This is a genomic window from Oricola cellulosilytica (assembly GCF_019966575.1).
In the GTDB taxonomy this organism is placed as follows: Bacteria; Pseudomonadota; Alphaproteobacteria; order Rhizobiales; family Rhizobiaceae; genus Oricola; species Oricola cellulosilytica.
This window is the reverse complement of record NZ_JAINFK010000007.1, coordinates 110,376-127,599: the sequence shown is the minus strand read 5'-3', so window position 1 is coordinate 127,599 and position 17,224 is coordinate 110,376. Positions and strand designations below refer to the sequence as shown.

The window sequence follows — 17,224 nt, the reverse complement described above, 5'->3', positions numbered from 1 at the left end:
AAGAAGGACGGGCGGCCCCTCGAAGGCCGCCCGCCGGATGGTTACCGGTACTCGCCGGCGAACTGTTCGACCTTTTCGAGCCCGTCGGCGGTTACGAAACCAGGACCCGAATTGATGTTGTTGCCGGGAAGAACACCGTAACGGTCGTAATTGGCGAGAACGACGACCGGCAGGTACGCCTGCAGAAACGGCTGCTGGTCGATACCCCAATTGATGATGCCGTCCTTGATCGCCTGAACGATTTCAGCACCGAGGTCGAATGTGCCGAAATGAATATCCCCTGCCATGCCGTTTTCCTTGAGCGCGGCAATCGTCGGGTCCGCCGAAACCGGGCCGAGGGTGAGAATGCCATCGACATCCGGGTTAGCAGACAGATAGGCAAGGACCTTGTTCTTGATCTCAGCCGGGTCGGTGCCGCTGTCCATCATGGCGTCGCCGAGATCGATGCCCAGCCCGTCGGCGTAGCCGCGGCAGCGCTCTCCTACAGTTGGCTGCTGGATGGCATGGTTCACGCAGAGGAACTTGGTCACCCCTTCGTCCTTGGCCCGCCGGCCTGCGGCCAGACCCGCATCGTATTCTGGCTGGCCGACATACATCAGCGCGCCGACTTCGCGTGCCTGCTCGGGCGTTCCCGTGTTCATGATGATGACGTCAATTCCTTGGTCAACCGCATCGGAAATCGGCCCCTTCAGAACGTCGAAATCCGCCAGCGTCGTGATGATTCCATCAGGAGCCGAAGCAGCCGCCTGCTCGATGATGCGCGCCATATCGGCGATATCTCCGGTCGGCGGATTACGATATTCCACTTCCACATTCACATGTTCGCCGGCGAGTGCGATGCCGTTTTTGATTGTGTTCCACCAGCTATCGGAATCCGGTGCGTGGCTGACCAGAACGTAGCGTTCTCCCTCGGCCCACGACGCCGACACAAAACCGGTTAGTGCAACAGCTGCGGCAAATGCAGCGATAAGCGCCTTTTTCATAAATTCCTCCCTGAACAGATTCCCTTTAGAGACGTCGGGAGCTCTCTCGCGCGCGTCTCTAAGTGGCAGAAGAACACGAATATCAAGTTTTTGCAACCGGTTGCAAAAACAATTTGGAATTCTCGAGAGCACAGCGTTTAATGGGGACGGCAGGAGTATACCGGAGCATCATATGAGCGTCACACTCAAGGAGGTCGCGGAGCGCGCCGGGGTCTCACGCTCCGCGGTGTCGCGGACGTTCACCGACGGCGCCTCCGTTTCCGAGAAGACGAGGCGCCGCGTGAAGAAGGCCGCCGACGAGTTGGGTTACCGTCCAAATGCCTTGGCCTCCAGCCTCACCACGGGACGCACGAAGCTGATCGGACTGGTGTCCAACAACTTCCACAACCCCATCTTCCTCGAGGTGTTCGATCTCTTCACCAGAGGGTTGCAGGACATCGGTCTCCGTCCGCTGATCGTGAATCTGTCGGATGAAACCAATCCTGAAAACTCGGTCCACATGATGCGGCAATACTCGGTCGATGGCGTGGTCGTGGCTTCATCGACTCTGGCGCCGAGCTTTGCGAAAGCTTTTTCGGACGCCGGCATTCCCGTTGTTCACTGCTTCGGACGGAATTCAAGCTCTCCCCAGGTGCACGTTGTGGGGATCGACAATGTCGAATGCGGCCGCATGGCTGCGCGCGAATTGCATGCCCGGGGGTATCGGAAAGTTGGCTTTATGGGCGGCCCTGAACTGGCGACTTCAACCCAGGATCGTTTGAACGGATTCGCTAAAGAAGTCCGCCGCATCGGCGGGATGGAAATGACTTACAGTTATGCTCGCGAATACTCGTTCGAAGCCGGCCGCGCAGAAATGGAGCGTCTGCTCCAGGAAACGTCCGGCGAAGCATATTTTTGCGGTGACGACGTTCTGTCAATCGGCGCCCTCAGCGCCATTGCCGACGCGGGCCTTTCGGTTCCCGGTGACATTGGCGTCATTGGCCTGAACGACATGGAAATGGCGGGCTGGCAGAACATCAACCTGACCACCATCCACCAGCCGATCCGCCAGATCATAAAGTCGGCGATCGAACTAATGCACGCATCCCTGACCGACCACGATCGATACCCCGAAGCGCGGCTGTTTCCGTGCCGTGTCGTAGAGAGGGGGACGCTCCGCCCCCGGCTTGAGAATTAGCGAAACATCGGGGGGCGCGCATCCACCCACACGCCCTCTTCCTTCCCCGATTTAGCGACAGCGAAAACTGCTGCCATGGATCGCAACCCGTCTTCCGCCTTCGGATAGAGGTTCGCAGCCGGATCCACGGAACGGCGCTCCTTGCGCGCCCGGATCGCCTCAGCCAGATCGGTATAGATGTTGGCGAAAGCAAGCGGCATGCCCTCCGCATGCCCGATGGTCACCCGCGTCGCCCTGTCGGCCTCGGGTGACAGGTTCGCTTCGCCACGCTCGATCACCTGAAGACGTTCATTGAGCGGCATGAAATAGAGTTGGTTTGGCTGCTCCTGCGTCCAGCGCAACCCGCCCTTTTCGCCGAACACCTGCAGCGTCAGTCCGTGCTGACGTCCGATAGCTATGGATGATGTCCACAACCGCCCGACGGCCCCATCGGACATCCGGAAATTCACCATGGCATCATCTTCCAACTCACGGCTGGAAATACACGAGACGCAGTCGGCAGACAGCGATTCGACCTCCTGACCGGTGACAAAGCTTGCCATGTGCAGAGCGTGAATGCCGCAATCGGCAAACTGCGCGGAGACCCCGGCCTGTTTCGGATCGTAGCGCCAGCGCACGCGTGGATTGTCGGCATCCGCTGCATCGGCGTGGTGTCCATGGGCGAATTCAGCCTTGACGAGGCGGATCTTGCCGAGATCACCGCGCGCGACCATCGCCCTCATGTGACGTACAAGCGAATATCCGGAGTAGCCATAATTGACCGCGCATATATTCCCGGTTTCCTGTGCCAGGCGCACGATCTCCTCGCCCTCTTCCACCGTCATCGTCATCGGTTTCTCGCACAGCACGTTAAAGCCCGCCTGCAGAAACCCCTTGGTGATCTCGAAATGTGTCGCATTGGGTGTGGCGACCGTCACAAGGTCGACCTTGTCCGCACGCTTGCTCTCGCCCTCAAGCATTTCATGCCAATCGCCATAAGCGCGGTCGGGCGGCAATCCGATCCGGCGTCCATATTCACGGCCAGCATCCGGCCTATGGTCAAGCGCGCCTGCCGTGAACTCGAAAAGGCCGTCCAGGCCCGATCCGAGGCGGTGGGCCGGTCCAATCTGGCTGCCCTCGCCGCCACCAATCATTCCCCACTTTAGTCTTGGCATCGGAGTGTTCCTACTTGAATCCGATTGTTTCAAGATGTTCGCGGTTGGCCCGCGCATCCCCGAGCGGATCAACGTCCAGCGTTGGATCGCAATCCTGTTCGACAGTGCACCAGCCTTCGAAGCCGGCTTCGACCAGCACCTGCCGCACGGCCGGAAAATCGACTTCGCCCTGTCCGAGATTGCAGAAGATGCCTTGGCCGCAAGCTTCGTAGAAGCCCGTCTGACTTGCGATCACGTCAGCTTTGACGGCCGGGTCTATATCTTTGAAATGCATGTAGGAAATTCGATTCATATGCCGCTTCATGAACGCCACGGGATCGAACCCCGCATAGGCGTGGTGACCGGTATCGAAGCAGATCTTCAGAACCTTCTCGTCGACCTCGTCGAGCAGCCGTTCGAGTTCCGGCTCGAAGTCGATGAAACCGGCGGCATGCGCGTGCATCCCGACGGTGAGACCATATTCCTCGGCGCCCATCTTTGCGACCGTTTCGATACGGTCGCGAAATGCCGCCCACTCGTCGGCATCCATCTGCTCGGCTTGGCTCGCCCGGCCCGCCGTGGGCGCGCGGCGCGGCGAGATGGAGTCGATCAGCACCAGGTGACGCGCTCCATGCGCAATCAGTGCCTTGCAGGTGCGTACCGCGCCATCCATGACGTCGTCCCACATTCCCGGATCATGAAACGCCCGAAAGACCACACCCCCGATCAATTCGAGATCGTGGTCCGCCAGCGCTTCGCCCAGGATCGCCGGATCCTCCGGCATGAAACCGACGGGTCCCAGTTCGATGCCCTTGTAGCCCGCCGCCGCGCATTCGCTCAGCACGGTGCGCCAGGACGGATTACGCGGATCGTTAGCGAATTCGACCCCCCACGAGCAGGGTGCATTGCCAATTCGGATACTCACTTCGTGCCTCGCGAAAACTCAAAAATCATTGACGGAAACCCAGCTTTTTGAGCGGCTGGATTCTTGCGATGCGGCAACCACCTGATTCACCGCAAGGCCATCCCGAAAGGTCGGCCAGACCGGCTCACCGGTTTCGATTGCCTTCAGAAAATCGCGCGCCTCGATGATGATCTGGTCCTGATATCCGGTACCGTGGCCCGGCCCCTCGCAAAATGCGCCGTAATCTGCGTGGGCCGGTCCGGTGAGAATCTTGCGGAAACCGCGCTCGGGCTCGGCGTCGCTCGCCTGATACAGCCAGAGGGTGTTCTGATCCTCCTGATCGAACCTGATCGCTCCTTGCGTACCGTTGATTTCGTAGGCGTAGCCCATCTTGCGTCCGGTCGCGATGCGGCTGAAGAACAGATGGCCCATCGCGCCATTGGCGAACCGGCACATGAATTGGCCCTGATCGTCATTGGTAACCATCTCGCCGCCGCGCGTCCCGTGAACCGTCTCAACCTCGGCTACCAACGCTTCGATCGGCCCGAGAAGGGCAAGGGCGGCATTGATCATGTGCGGCGCCAGATCGCCCATCGTCCCGTTGGCAGCGTCTCGCGTCCTCCAGGAGGCAGGCATGTCCGGATCGGCGTAAAAGTCTTCGGTATGTTCGCCGCGAAACCAGGTCACGTCGCCGATTGCACCATCCGCAACAAGCTTGCGGGCATGCTGTGAGGCGGGTGTCCGGATGTAGTTGAAGCCGACCATGTTGGCCGAGCCAGCCTTCTCTGCGCTGGAGACCATTGCGCGGCTGTCCTCGACCGACGCGCCCAGCGGCTTCTCGCAGAACACCGGTTTTCCCTGTGCAAATGCGGCTTCCGCGATAGCACGATGCGTTTCCTGAGGCGACGCGATCACTACGGCTTCGACGCGGTCGTCGCCGACCAGCGTTCGCCAGTCCCCGGTCGAACGCGCAAACCCGAACGCATCCCTGTAACGGGCCGCGGATGCCTCGCTGCTGGCGCAAACCATCTCGAGACGCGGCCTCAAACCGGTCCCGAAAACGGCGCCCACCGCCGACATGGCGACGGCATGCGCCTTTCCCATATACCCGCCGCCCACAATGCCGACACCAATCTCGGACAAATTTCCAATCCTCCCGAATATCGCTTTGCAACCGGTTGCAAAATTTGTATCCTTGTTGTTGGATAACGGTCAAGCCGTATTGTTACGCCGAGCCCCAACGACAATGGATCGCCTCCGATGACATCGAAACCCGAGACCGTCAGATTGACCGTTGCGCAAGCCATCGTTCGCTATCTGGCTGCCCAGTACATCGAGATCGACGGCGAAAAGACTCGCCTTTGCGGCGGCGGCTTCGGCATTTTCGGGCACGGCAATGTAACATGTCTCGGTGAGGCGCTTTATGCGCACCGCGACATTTTCCCGCTTTACCGCGGACAGAACGAACAGGGCATGGGGTTCGCGGCCGCCGCTTACGCCAAGTATCACCTTCGCCGCCGCTTCATGTTCTGCACGGCATCCGCTGGCCCGGGAACCGCCAACCTGCTAACGGCCGCAGCGCTCGCACATGCCAATCGCCTGCCGATGCTGATGTTGTGCGGCGACACATTCATCACCCGCCTGCCCGACCCGGTGCTTCAGCAACTTGAGCATTACGGCAACCCGGCGCTTGGATTGAACGACGCCTTCAAGGCCGTCAGCCGCTTTTGGGACCGCATCACGCACCCGGCGCAGATCATCCAGTCCCTTCCCTCGGCCATAGCCACCATGCTTGATCCCGCCGATTGCGGTCCGGCATTCATCGGCCTTCCGCAGGACGTGCAGGGCTGGACCTTCGATTACCCATTGGCTTTTTTCGAGGAGCGCGTTCACCGGATCCGCCGTCAACATCCCGACACGGAAGAAATCGCACGAGCCGCTGCGATCCTGAAATCCGCCGAGCGGCCGATGATTATCGCCGGCGGCGGCGTCCAGTATTCCGGCGCGGTGGAGGAACTGACGACATTTGCTGAAGCCCGCGGGATCCCTGTCGTGGAGACCATCGCCGGACGCGCCAACATGGTCGCCACCCACGATCTCAACATCGGCCCGATCGGCGTCACGGGATCGAACAGCGCCAATTCGATTGCCGAAAAGGCGGATGTCGTTCTGGCCGTCGGCACCCGCCTGCAGGATTTCACAACGGGATCGTGGACGGCGTTCGACAAGTCGGCCCGGATCATCGGTCTGAACGCCGCCCGGCACGATGCCGCCAAGCATATGTCCGCGACGGTGGTCGGCGACGCGAAACTGGGCCTCGCGTCACTGAACAAGGCGCTTGACGGTTACGTTGCGCCCGGAAAATGGACCGCGTCGGCCCGCGGCGAACGGAAAAAATGGGACGAGTATGTCGCGGGAAACGTCTCGCCGGGCAATCGCCCCAATTCCTACGCACAGGCGATCGGCGTCGTGAACGAACTCTGCGATCCGCGTGATCGTATTGTCACGGCGGCGGGCGGCCTCCCGGCAGAGGTCACCGCAAATTGGCGGACCCTCGACATCGGCACGGTCGATGTGGAGTTCGGCTTCTCGTGCATGGGCTACGAAATCGCCGGCGGCTGGGGCGCGCGCATCGCGCAGTCGGAGCGCGAGCCCGAGCGGGATACGATCGTGCTGGTCGGTGACGGCTCTTACCTGTTGATGAACTCCGATCTCTACTCATCTGTTTTAACAGAGAAAAAATTGATCGTCCTCGTGCTCGACAATGGGGGCTTCGCGGTGATCAACAAGCTGCAGAACAACACCGGAAACGAGAGCTTCAACAATCTGATCGAGGACTGCCCGACCGTCCCCTCGTCCTTCGCCGTCGACTTCGAGGCCCATGCGGCATCCATGGGCGCCATTGCCGAGACGGTGTCAAATCCGTCCGAACTGGGCGACGCCTTCAAACGCGCCAAGGCAAGCGACCGGACTTTCGTTATCGTGATGAAGGTCGATCCGTATGAGGGCTGGACCGCCGAAGGGCACGCGTGGTGGGAAGTCGGCACGCCGCATGTGTCCGAGAGTACCAGCGTGACCGCCGCTCACGAGGACATTGAGAGCGCCCGCGCTCGCCAGCGCAGGGGAGTGTAGGATGAAGATCGCCGAGGGCCGGGCATGACCGCATCTGCGCATGTGATCGACGGTATCGCACGGAACGACTTTCTCGTCATCGGCCGCGTCGGAATGGATCTGTCGCCGCAACCGGCCGGTGTGAGAACCGAAGACGCCGCCGAAATGACCGTCGCGATGGGCGGCTCGTCCGCAAACATCGCCGCCGGCATCGTCAAGCTCGGCGGCAAGGCAGCGCTGGTGACCTGCGTGTCGGACGATTCCATAGGCCGCTATTGTCTGAACCAGCTCGACGCTTATGGCATTGACCGCAAATCCGTGCGTTCCGTCGGCGGGGAATTCCGCAATTCACTGGCGGTTTATGAAACGCGCGTCGACGATCATCAAAGCGTCATTTATCGCAACGGCGCGGCCGATTTTCAGATGTCGCGCGCCGATGTCGAGGCCGTCGATTACCCGGCCTACGGCGCGCTGATCACGGCGGGAACGGTGTTTGCCGCCGAGCCCTCGCGCGACGCCGCCTTTCACGCCTTCGATCTCGCGAGAAAGGCCGGGCTGCCGATCATCTTTGATGTGGACTACCGACCCTATTCCTGGCCCTCGCCGCAGGAGGCAGCCGACGTTCTGTCGCGCGCCGGCGCATTGAGTGACGTGATCGTCGGCAACGACGAGGAATTCGGCTTCATGGCCGGCGGCATCGACAAGGGCCTCGCCCATGCGCGAAAGCTTGCCGAAACCGCGGCAACCATCGTCGTCTACAAGATGGGAGACAAGGGCGCGATCACCTTCGCCGGCGGCGAGGAGACACGCACCGGAATTTTTCCCGTTACCGCGCTCAAGCCGACCGGCGCGGGCGACAGCTTCATGGCCGGGCTGATGGCTTCCCTTGCCGACGGGTTCGCTTTGCATGAATCGGTCCTGCGCGGCTCAGCTTGCGCGGCGATTGTCGTCGGAAAACCGGGCTGCGCCCCGGCGATGCCGGACAGATCCGAACTCGACACTTTTCTCGCGGATCACGCGGGCCCGCGGGAACGTGAAAGGAAGCCCGATGCACATTCCACCCTATGAAAACAACAACACTCCGATCGTCGACGTCGATCATGATCGCGTGCCGCTCAACTACTTCAATATCGTCAAGCTGAAGAAGGACGAGGCATTCGAGTACACGGTGCCGGGCTACGAGACCTGTATCGTACCGGCGACGGGAACGGTCGACGTGAACGTCGAACGCTTCCGGGCCGAAGCGTTGGGAGGCCGTGGCGTCGACGTCTGGGACGGCGACCCGGAAGGCGTCTACGTTCCGACCGGCGCGAAGGCCGAAATGGTTTGCAGATCCGATACGGCTGAAATCTTCATCGCGGGCGCGAAATTTGACTGCGTGCTGGAGGCCTTCGCGGTCCGCAAGGACGAGTTGGATCTCGTCCAGTACGGGTCGGACGACACCAAGACGCATCGCAAGATCAAGCACATTCTTGGCCAGAAGCAACACGGCAAGGTGGGTCGACTTCTCGTCAGCGAGCTCTACACGGTTGGCCAAGGCGGGTGGTCGGGGTTCCCGTCGCACAAGCACGATACGGACCGCCTGCCCGACGAAACACGCCACGACGAAACCTACAATTTCCGTTTCCGACCCAATTACGGTTCCGGCCTGCAGATGCTGCAGCGCCAGGACAACGAGCCGGGCGACGCTTATCACATCGTCGACGGCTCGACGATCTGCATCGACAAGGGTTATCACCCCTGCGCCGTTCTTCCCGGTTACGAGATGTACTACTTCACCATCCTCGGCGGGCTGTCTCAGCGCTCGTTGGTACAGTACTTCCAGCCGACACATGCAGATCAGTTGCACACGATCCCGGGCATCCTAGACATGGTCGCCAAGTTCAAATGACTCTCGCGACGCTTTCGGACGTGCTGCAACCGGCGCTGAAGGGCGGATATGCGGTGGGCGGGCTCGTCTGTCTCGGCTGGGAGGACATGCGCGCCTTCGTCCTGGCGGCCGAGGCCGAAAACGCTCCCGTCATTCTCCAGGCCGGCCCGTCCTGCAGGGTGCATACGCCCCTCCCCGTTCTCGGAAAAATGTTTCGTCACCTTGCCGAAAGCGTTTCCGTTCCGGTCGTCGCGCATCTCGATCACGGCTACACGCTGGAGGAGTGCCGCGAAGCGCTCGACAGCGGTTTCACGTCGCTGATGTACGATGGATCGCGCAAGCCGCTGCGTCAGAACATCGACGAGACTGCGAAGATTGCCGAAATGGCGCACGCGGCCGGCATCTCCTGCGAAGGCGAGATCGGCTTTGTCGGTTACGCAGGCGGCGAGAATTCCGACGGCACCCATCCGGGTGAAGCGGCCGTATTCGCCAGGGAAACGGGCGTGGACGCGATGGCGATATCCGTCGGGAACGTGCATCTGCAGCAAGACAAGCAGGGCGGGCTCGACGAGGGGCGCATTCGCGCGATCGAAGCGGTGACCGATGTCCCGCTTGTGATCCACGGTGGATCGGGGATCCCGGTCGAACAGCGCACGCGCCTAGCGACAACGACGAAGATCTGCAAGTTCAACATCGGGACGGAATTGCGCATGGCGTTCGGCGCCGCGCTGCGCGAGGCCGTCAACCGCGATGCGAGCCGCTTTGACCGCGTGACAATCCTGAATGAAACCCACGATCCGGTCTTCGCCGCGGCACGGTCCGTCATCCGGGCGTTCGGTGCACTGCCCCAGACCTGACCATCGCTCTCCGGCGCAATGTGTTTAACGAGGCGGTTTGACCCATGAAGCGCTTTGCGCCGCCCAAGCCGCGAATGGCTTGAGATGGGTCACGCTGTCATCCAGCCGCAACGCTCACCAACTCAAATCTTGGGCTTCGGCAAGACCGCTGTCGCTTCGATTTCGACCAGCGCCTCGTCCTCGACGAGCGCCGCAACTACGATCATGGTCATCGCCGGAAAGTGCTTGCCCAGAACCCGGCGATAAGCCGCGCCGACCTCTTTCTGACGCGCGACATATTCCCTCTTGTCGGTAACATACCAGGTCAGCCGCACAATGTCCTCGATCTTGCCAGACGCTGCCTCGACAACCGCCACGATATTTCGAAGCGTCTGCTCCATCTGGCCGATGAAGTCGTGGCTCTCGAAGACCTGGTTGGCATTCCAGCCGATCTGCCCACCTATGAACAGCCGTCCATCTTCCGTAAGGACGCCATTTGCGTAGCCTTTCGCGGGACGCCATCCCTCGGGATGTATGATCCGGTTCGGCATCAACTTTCTCCGATTTCCCTGGTAATTCTTTCGCGCAATTCATCGGGCCAGCGCTCCGGCCGCCCATGCGCGTTGATGTAGACAAGCGTTGAGCGGGCGATGAACCGCACGCCGTCCGCGCCGGCCGCGACGAACTCCAGCGAAACGCTGGTTGCACCGATCTTCTGCGGCGTCAGCGTGATCTCCAGCATGTCGCCGTGGCGGCTGGGTGCCTTGAAAGCCACCTCGATTTGAGCTGTCGGAACGCCGTTGTTCCGGTGCATTTCCTGCCAGGGTGCATTGAGACTTTCACTGAACCAGGCCTCGGCAATGTCGTTGATCATCTCGAAATAACGCGGAAAGAAGACGATGCCCGCCGGATCGCAATGCCTGAAAAGCACCTTCTGCCTGACCGTAAATGCCATCGTTAAACTCCGAGGAACCGGTCTGTCACATCTTTCGAGATACCGGATATGGGTCCCGTCCAGACATCCTTGCCGCGCTCGATAATCACCGCGTGATCCGCAACACTCGCCAGTTCTTTGATCGACTTGTCTACGACCAGGATAGCGAGCGCGCTGGTTGCCTTCAGGGTTCGGACGGCGTTCCAGATTTCCTGGCGAACGATCGGCGCGAGGCCCTCGGTCGCCTCGTCAAGGATAAGCAGCGTAGGATTGGTCATCAGCGCACGGCCGATTGCCAGCATCTGCTGTTCGCCACCGGACAGCGATGCCGCGATCTGGTCATGACGCTCTGCCAGCCGGGGAAAGAGTTGGGAGACCGAGGCAAAGTTCCAGTCTCCCGGGCGCGCGGCGGCAACAAGGTTCTCTTCCACAGTGAGGTTCGCGAAGCAGCGCCGTCCCTCCGGCACAAGGCCGATTCCCATTCGCGCTACGCGGTGCGAAGGAACACGGTTGATCGACCGGCCACGGAAACGAACCTCGCCCGACTTGACCGGCATCATCCGGCAGATTGTGCGGATGGTCGTCGTCTTGCCCATGCCGTTGCGCCCCATGAGGGCGACGACATCCCCTTCGTCCACGGTCAGGCTGACTCCGAAGAGTGCCTGGGCCGCACCGTAGGATGCGGTCACGTCGCTCAGCGAAAGAAGCGTCATGCGGTTTCCTCCTCGCCCAAATAGGCGCGGCGCACCTCCGCGTTGCTCCGAATCTCGTCCGACGTGCCCGTCGCGATAATTTCGCCGTAGACGAGGACGCTAATCCGGTTGGCCAGCGCGAAGACCGCATCCATGTCGTGCTCGATGAGAAGTATCGGCGCCTCGTGGCGCAACGTGTCCAGTAGTCTGGTCATTTCCGACGCACCTTCCGCGCCCATCCCGGCCATCGGTTCGTCCAGCAGAAACGCCCTCGGTTCGAGCGCCAGCGCCGTGGCGATTTCCAGTCGGCGCCGCTCGCCATGGGCGAGATCGGCAGCGCGGACGGCCCGGCGATCCTCAAGTCCGACGCGAGCAATGCAGGTTTCGGCCCGCTCGACCGTCGGTCGGCCCTTCAGGAGATCACGAAAGAAGTGAAACGAGTTCCCCTCATCGCCGAGAACAGCGAGCGCAACATTTTGCAGCACTGTGAAGTCGGGAATGACCGATGATATTTGAAAGCTTCGGCCAAGTCCCAGCCGGGCCCTCTCGATGGCCGAGAGCCTGGTGACATCGTGGCCGAGAAAGTGAACTGTCCCACGATCCGGCTTCATCGCCCCGCTTATCTGGCGGATGAGCGTCGATTTTCCGGCGCCGTTTGGTCCGATCAGGGCATGGATCTCGCCCGCCTGAAGATCCAGCGACACGTCCTTGCTCGCCTGAAGCGCGCCAAACGCCTTGCTGATCTTCGTACAGGAGAGGACCACATCAGTCATGGGCGACCCCTTTTCCGGCAATAACGGCAATGACCCCGCCCCGCGCGACCAGCACCACCCCCAGCAGCAACACGCCGAGGAAGATCTGCCAATACTCGCTGATTCCCCCGAGCACATGCTCCAGAGTGATGAAGATCGCGGCGCCGACGACAGGACCAAGCAAACGCCCGGTGCCGCCAAGAATTACGAAAACGATCAGTTCACCGCTCAAATGCCAACCAAACATGGTTGGACTGACGAAACGGTTGAGGTCCGCAAACAGCGCACCCGCAAGTCCGGTGATCATGCCGGAAATCACGAAGGCCGCGAGCCTCAGCTTGTAGGGATCGATGCCAACCGCTTCGACGCGCTCCGCATTTTGGCGCGCTGCGGCAAGCGCGGTGCCAAAGGGGGAGCGCACCAACCGGGCATTGAACCACAGTGTCATGCACAAGATGACGAAGGTGATCGCGAAAAACTGGATCGGGTCGAGCGTGTTGAGACCTGGAAACGAGTTGCGCACGTAAATCGCCATCCCGTCCTCACCGCCATAAGCGGGCCAACTGATCGCGAAATAATAGAGCATCTGCGCAAAGGCCAGGGTGATCATGATAAAGTAGACACCCGACGTACGCAGGCTGAGCGCACCGATCAGGAGCGCGGCAAGCCCTGAGAAGACGATCGCAACAAGCCAGATGACCGGCATCGACTTCGTGCCTTCCACCAGCAGCGGCCACTCAAATAGCGGAACATATTGCTGCGCGTGGCTGGCAAGTATGCCCATCGCATAACCGCCGATCCCGAAAAACGCGGCATGTCCCAGGCTGACGAGTCCTCCTGTGCCAAGCGCGATGTTCAGACCGACGCCGGCCAGCCCCAGGACGGCCACCTTCGTTGCCAGCGTGATGATGAACGGTTCGCCACTTGACCATGCCCACAGCGGCACGGCTATGAGCCCGAGAAGTACGGCGCCGTTGAGGATTTGTTCACGCCTCATCATCTCGCGCCATAAAGTCCGGTGGGACGGAAGATGAGAACAACCGCCATGAGGATATAGATCAGCATCGATGCGATGGCCGCGCCGACGGTCGTCGCCGCAGATGCCTCCATGAATGTTCCGAACAGAACTGGCAAAAGCGTGCGGCCCAGCGTGTCGGTCAAACCAACCAGTAGAGAGCCGACGAGCGCACCTGTGATGGAGCCGATGCCGCCGATGACGATGACGACAAAGGCGAGGATGAGCACCGGTTCACCCATGCCGACCTGTACCGACTGGATCGCCCCTACGAGCGCTCCTGCGAGCCCTGCCAGCGCCGCGCCGAGCGCGAAGACGATCGTGTAAAGCACGGAGATATTGACACCCAGCGCGGCGATCATCTCCCTGTCGCTCTCGCCGGCCCGGATGCGGATTCCAAGCCGCGTTCGGGAAATCAGCAGGAAGAGGCCGGCCGCGACCAGCAAGCCGACACCGATAATCACCAATCTGTACAACGGGTACTGGATGTCACCTGGCAGCGTGATCGGTCCACTCAGGTAGGGTGGAATGTTCAGATAGAGCGGAAAGGAACCGAAGATCCACCGCGTTCCTTCGGAGAAGATCAGGATCAGCGCAAAGGTCGCCAGAACCTGATCGAGATGGTCCCGGTCGTAAAGCCGGCGAATGACCAGCATCTCGACGATGACGCCGGCAATCGCCGCAGCGCCCAGGGCCGCCGCCATCGCGAGCAGAAAAGAGCCCGTCGCGCCTGCCACTGCAGCGGCGGCGAACGCACCGACCATGTAGAGAGAGCCATGGGCGAGATTGATCAATCCCATCACACCGAACACGAGCGTCAATCCGGCGGCCATGAGAAACAGCATCACACCGAACTGAAGCCCGTTAAGGACCTGCTCTATCAAAAGAATGATTGTCATTGATTTTGCCCGTGGACCGGGCGGCCGCTGAGCCGCCCGGACCGAACGCTGGTCACATCTTGCACTTCTCGGCGTAGGCGTCGCCGCGATCCTCGAGCGCAACGCCGACGATCTTGTTCGTCAGCACGTCGCCTTCCTTAATGACTTCGCGCACGTAGATGTCCTGAATCGGATGATTGTTCGGGCCGAATTCGAAATCGCCCCGGACGCTGTCGAAATCGGCCTCTTTCAATGCGGCGCGGAAAGCGTCGGCATCATCGATATCGGCCTTGCCCATCGCGCTGAGCAGCAGATTGGCGGTATCGAATCCCTGGCTGGCGTAGAGCGACGGCAGGCGGCCATATTCGGCCTGAAAGCTTTCGACGAAAGCGTTGTTGGCGGGATTGTCGATATCCTTCGACCACTGGGAGGTGTTCTTGATGCCGAGCGCCGCATCCCCGACGGCCTGCAGAATACCCTGGTCGAAACTGAATGCCGGCCCAACCACTGGCAGGTCGATACCGCTGTCGGAATACTGCTTCAGGAACGAAATCCCCATTCCGCCCGGCAGGAAGAAGAACACGCTGTCTGCCCCCGACGCACGGATTTGCGCGATCTCGGCCGCGTAATCGGTCTGCCCGAGCTTGGTATAGACCTCGCCGGCCAGTTCGCCCTCGTAGAACCTCTTGTAACCGGCGAGCGCGTCCGTGCCAGCCGGATAGTTCGGCGCGAGAATGAACGTGTTCTTGAAGCCGGCGTCCTTGGCGTACGCTCCGGCGCCTTCATGCAGATTGTCGTTCTGCCACGCGACGTTGAAGTAATTCTCGTGACAGCCCTCGCCGGCAAGCTGCGACGGGCCGGCATTGGGCGACAGGTAGAATTTTCCCTGCGCCGTTGCCGAGGGCACCACGGCCATCGCCAGATTGGACCAGATGATGCCCGTGAGGACGTCGACCTTCTCGGACTGGATCATCTTGTCGGCCAGTTGAACCGCGATCTCCGGCTTGCGCTGGTCGTCCTCGACCACGACCTCGATATCGCTGTTTCCGGACTGCTTGACGGCGAGCAGGAACCCATCCCGAACGTCAATCCCGAGACCGGCTCCTCCACCGGACAGTGTGGTAATCATTCCCACCTTGACGCCATCGGCGAGCGCGGTTCCCGCCCACAGTGCGGCCACCCCGGCCAGTGCGATTTTTCCAAGTTTATTCATCGAGTTACCTCCCTGTTTGGACTCAATCAGTTAGAACGTATCGGAGTTGGCGCCACTTGCCCACAACGGAACTGCAATATCGGAAAACTCCTCCCGGCATCATGAATCCTTCAACCGGAACCGCTGGATCTTGCCGGTCTGCGTTTTCGGCAGCGCGTCGCAGAACACGACCGAGCGCGGATATTTGAACGGCGCGATGGTGTTCTTCACGTGCTCCTGCAGCGCTTTCGCCAGCGCGTCCGACGCATTGTTGCCGTGCCTCAGAACGATGTGCGCCTGCACGATCGCGCCGCGCTGCTCGTCAGGGAAGCCGATCACGGCGCATTCGGCAACGGCGTCGTGCGACAGCAGCGCCGCCTCGACCTCCGGACCGGCGATGTTGTAGCCGGACGAGATAATCATGTCGTCGTTGCGCGCCGCGAAATGGAAATATCCGTCCGCGTCCATCGAAAAAGCGTCGCCGGTGATGTTCCAGCCATCGAGAACATAGTTTTTCTGCCGCTCGTCCGAGAGATAGCGGCAGCCCGTCGGGCCGCGCACGGCCAGCCGCCCGACCTCGCCCGGAGGCAGTACACCCCCGTCCTCGCCGATTATTTTGGCTTCGTATCCGGTCACCGGCTTCCCGGTGCAGGCAGGCCGGTGATCGTCGAACCGGTTGGAGACGAAAATGTGCAGCATCTCGGTCGAGCCGATTCCGTCCAGCATCGGCTTCCCGGTTTTTCGCATCCACTCCTCATAGACAGGTGCGGGCAAGGTCTCGCCCGCCGAAACGGCCGCGCGAAGCGACGACAGGTTGGCCCCCGCATCCATCGCCGCCAGCATTGCCCGATAGGCAGTGGGCGCGGTGAAACAGATGGTCGCGTTGTACTTCTCGATGATCTCGATCATGTTGGGTGGGGATGCGTTTTCAAGCAGTGTCGCGGCCGCGCCGAACCGCAAGGGGAAGATCGCCAGTCCACCGAGCCCGAAGGTAAAGGCCAGCGGTGGCGAACCGACGAAGACATCGTCCGGCGTCACGCGGAGGACTTCCTTCGCATAACCATCGGCAATGATCAGCAGATCGCGGTGGAAATGCATCGTTGCCTTTGGCGAGCCGGTCGTGCCGGATGTGAAACCCAGCAGTGCGACATCGTCCCGGCCGGTGTCGACTGCCTCGAAGTTGACCGGCTTTTCAAGCGCCAGCCGATCCAGCTCGGCGTCATGATTGGACGTCCCGTCGAAACCGGCCACGGTCTTCAGAAAGGCGCTGCCCTTCGCACAGGAGGTCATCTCGTCCATCAGTCGCGTGTCGCAAAGCGCGTGCGAGATTTCCGCCTTGTCGACGATCTTCGCAAGTTCGCCGGCGCGCAACATGGGCATCGTGTTCACGACCACGGCGCCGGCCTTGGTGGCTGCAAGCCAGCAGGCAACCATGGCCGGATTGTTCGCGGACCTGATGAGTATCCGGTTGCCCGGCTTCACGCCAAGATCGTCCACTAGGGCGTGCGCCAGCCGGTTGGTCCAGTCGGCGAGTTCCTTGTAGGTTCGGCGCCGGCCATTGCCGATCAACGCGGTGTGATCGCCGAACCCCTTTTCGACAAGGCGGTCGGTCAGTTCGACCCCGGCATTGAGTCGTTCCGGATACTCAAACCGGTCGATCAGCAGATCGGGCCACTGTTCGACAGGCGGGAGGTTGTCCCTTGAAAAGGTGTCGATATGCGCTGACGGGCCGAGCTTTTCCATCCTC

The 17,224-nt window shown here is 61.0% G+C and carries 17 protein-coding genes; 5 read left to right on the top strand and 12 right to left on the bottom strand.

Features of this window, described 5'->3' with window-relative positions; genetic code table 11:
* Positions 1-41 precede the first annotated feature (41 nt).
* The gene (locus LC298_RS16285) at positions 42-983 is read right to left on the bottom strand and encodes a sugar ABC transporter substrate-binding protein (protein ID WP_131570830.1); all 942 of its coding nucleotides are present in this window, start codon (positions 981-983) and stop codon (positions 42-44) included.
* A 172-nt stretch (positions 984-1,155) separates the two neighbouring features.
* On the opposite strand from LC298_RS16285, the gene LC298_RS16280 reads away from it, so the two are divergent.
* Positions 1,156-2,160, top strand: a complete 1,005-nt coding sequence (locus LC298_RS16280; RefSeq protein ID WP_131570832.1) for a LacI family DNA-binding transcriptional regulator — start codon at positions 1,156-1,158, stop codon at positions 2,158-2,160.
* Here the strand turns inward: LC298_RS16280 and LC298_RS16275 are convergent.
* The 3 genes from LC298_RS16275 to LC298_RS16265 are packed head-to-tail and all read right to left on the bottom strand — an operon-like array spanning position 2,157 to position 5,340.
* Positions 2,157-3,314 carry a Gfo/Idh/MocA family protein gene (locus tag LC298_RS16275; protein ID WP_131570834.1) on the bottom strand — a complete coding sequence of 386 codons (1,158 nt, stop codon included), beginning with the start codon at positions 3,312-3,314 and terminating at the stop codon, positions 2,157-2,159. The genes LC298_RS16280 and LC298_RS16275 overlap by 4 nt on opposite strands.
* A 10-nt stretch (positions 3,315-3,324) precedes the next feature.
* Positions 3,325-4,218: a sugar phosphate isomerase/epimerase family protein gene (locus tag LC298_RS16270; protein ID WP_131570836.1), complete on the bottom strand. Its 894-nt coding sequence runs from the start codon at positions 4,216-4,218 to the stop codon at positions 3,325-3,327.
* 18 nt (positions 4,219-4,236) lie between these two features.
* On the bottom strand, positions 4,237-5,340 hold the full coding sequence (locus tag LC298_RS16265; RefSeq protein WP_131570838.1) for a Gfo/Idh/MocA family protein: 1,104 nt from the start codon (positions 5,338-5,340) through the stop codon (positions 4,237-4,239).
* Between the two features lie 117 nt (positions 5,341-5,457).
* Between LC298_RS16265 and iolD the strand changes: the two genes are divergently transcribed.
* Genes iolD through LC298_RS16245 form a run of 4 tightly spaced genes read left to right on the top strand, consistent with a single transcriptional unit; the run spans position 5,458 to position 10,035 of the window.
* On the top strand, positions 5,458-7,329 hold the full coding sequence (iolD, locus tag LC298_RS16260) for a 3D-(3,5/4)-trihydroxycyclohexane-1,2-dione acylhydrolase (decyclizing) (RefSeq protein WP_131570840.1): 1,872 nt from the start codon (positions 5,458-5,460) through the stop codon (positions 7,327-7,329).
* 24 nt (positions 7,330-7,353) lie between these two features.
* On the top strand, positions 7,354-8,376 hold the full coding sequence (gene iolC / locus LC298_RS16255) for a 5-dehydro-2-deoxygluconokinase (protein WP_131570842.1): 1,023 nt from the start codon (positions 7,354-7,356) through the stop codon (positions 8,374-8,376).
* Positions 8,357-9,199 (top strand): 5-deoxy-glucuronate isomerase, encoded by an 843-nt coding sequence (locus tag LC298_RS16250; protein WP_131570844.1) that lies wholly within the window; start codon positions 8,357-8,359, stop codon positions 9,197-9,199. The genes iolC and LC298_RS16250 overlap by 20 nt, the downstream gene beginning before the upstream one ends.
* The gene (locus LC298_RS16245) at positions 9,196-10,035 is read left to right on the top strand and encodes a class II fructose-bisphosphate aldolase (RefSeq protein ID WP_131570846.1); all 840 of its coding nucleotides are present in this window, start codon (positions 9,196-9,198) and stop codon (positions 10,033-10,035) included. The genes LC298_RS16250 and LC298_RS16245 overlap by 4 nt, the downstream gene beginning before the upstream one ends.
* A gap of 122 nt (positions 10,036-10,157) precedes the next feature.
* On the opposite strand, the gene LC298_RS16240 is transcribed toward LC298_RS16245, so the two are convergent.
* The 8 genes from LC298_RS16240 to LC298_RS16205 form a co-directional block, all read right to left on the bottom strand.
* A complete protein-coding gene (locus LC298_RS16240) occupies positions 10,158-10,565 on the bottom strand; it encodes a RidA family protein (RefSeq protein WP_131570848.1) in 408 nt (135 codons plus the stop codon).
* Positions 10,565-10,969 carry an acyl-CoA thioesterase gene (locus LC298_RS16235; RefSeq protein WP_131570850.1) on the bottom strand — a complete coding sequence of 135 codons (405 nt, stop codon included), beginning with the start codon at positions 10,967-10,969 and terminating at the stop codon, positions 10,565-10,567. The genes LC298_RS16240 and LC298_RS16235 overlap by 1 nt, the downstream gene beginning before the upstream one ends.
* A gap of 2 nt (positions 10,970-10,971) precedes the next feature.
* Positions 10,972-11,661 carry an ABC transporter ATP-binding protein gene (locus LC298_RS16230; protein ID WP_131570853.1) on the bottom strand — a complete coding sequence of 230 codons (690 nt, stop codon included), beginning with the start codon at positions 11,659-11,661 and terminating at the stop codon, positions 10,972-10,974.
* Positions 11,658-12,413: an ABC transporter ATP-binding protein gene (locus tag LC298_RS16225; RefSeq protein WP_131570855.1), complete on the bottom strand. Its 756-nt coding sequence runs from the start codon at positions 12,411-12,413 to the stop codon at positions 11,658-11,660. The genes LC298_RS16230 and LC298_RS16225 overlap by 4 nt, the downstream gene beginning before the upstream one ends.
* On the bottom strand, positions 12,406-13,389 hold the full coding sequence (locus LC298_RS16220; protein ID WP_131570857.1) for a branched-chain amino acid ABC transporter permease: 984 nt from the start codon (positions 13,387-13,389) through the stop codon (positions 12,406-12,408). Before LC298_RS16220 ends, LC298_RS16225 begins: the two co-directional genes overlap by 8 nt.
* Positions 13,389-14,306 carry a branched-chain amino acid ABC transporter permease gene (locus LC298_RS16215; RefSeq protein ID WP_131570859.1) on the bottom strand — a complete coding sequence of 306 codons (918 nt, stop codon included), beginning with the start codon at positions 14,304-14,306 and terminating at the stop codon, positions 13,389-13,391. Before LC298_RS16215 ends, LC298_RS16220 begins: the two co-directional genes overlap by 1 nt.
* A 52-nt stretch (positions 14,307-14,358) precedes the next feature.
* Positions 14,359-15,498: an ABC transporter substrate-binding protein gene (locus LC298_RS16210; RefSeq protein ID WP_131570862.1), complete on the bottom strand. Its 1,140-nt coding sequence runs from the start codon at positions 15,496-15,498 to the stop codon at positions 14,359-14,361.
* 99 nt (positions 15,499-15,597) lie between these two features.
* Positions 15,598-17,220 (bottom strand): AMP-binding protein, encoded by a 1,623-nt coding sequence (locus LC298_RS16205; RefSeq protein WP_131570864.1) that lies wholly within the window; start codon positions 17,218-17,220, stop codon positions 15,598-15,600.
* Positions 17,221-17,224: the final 4 nt, after the last annotated feature.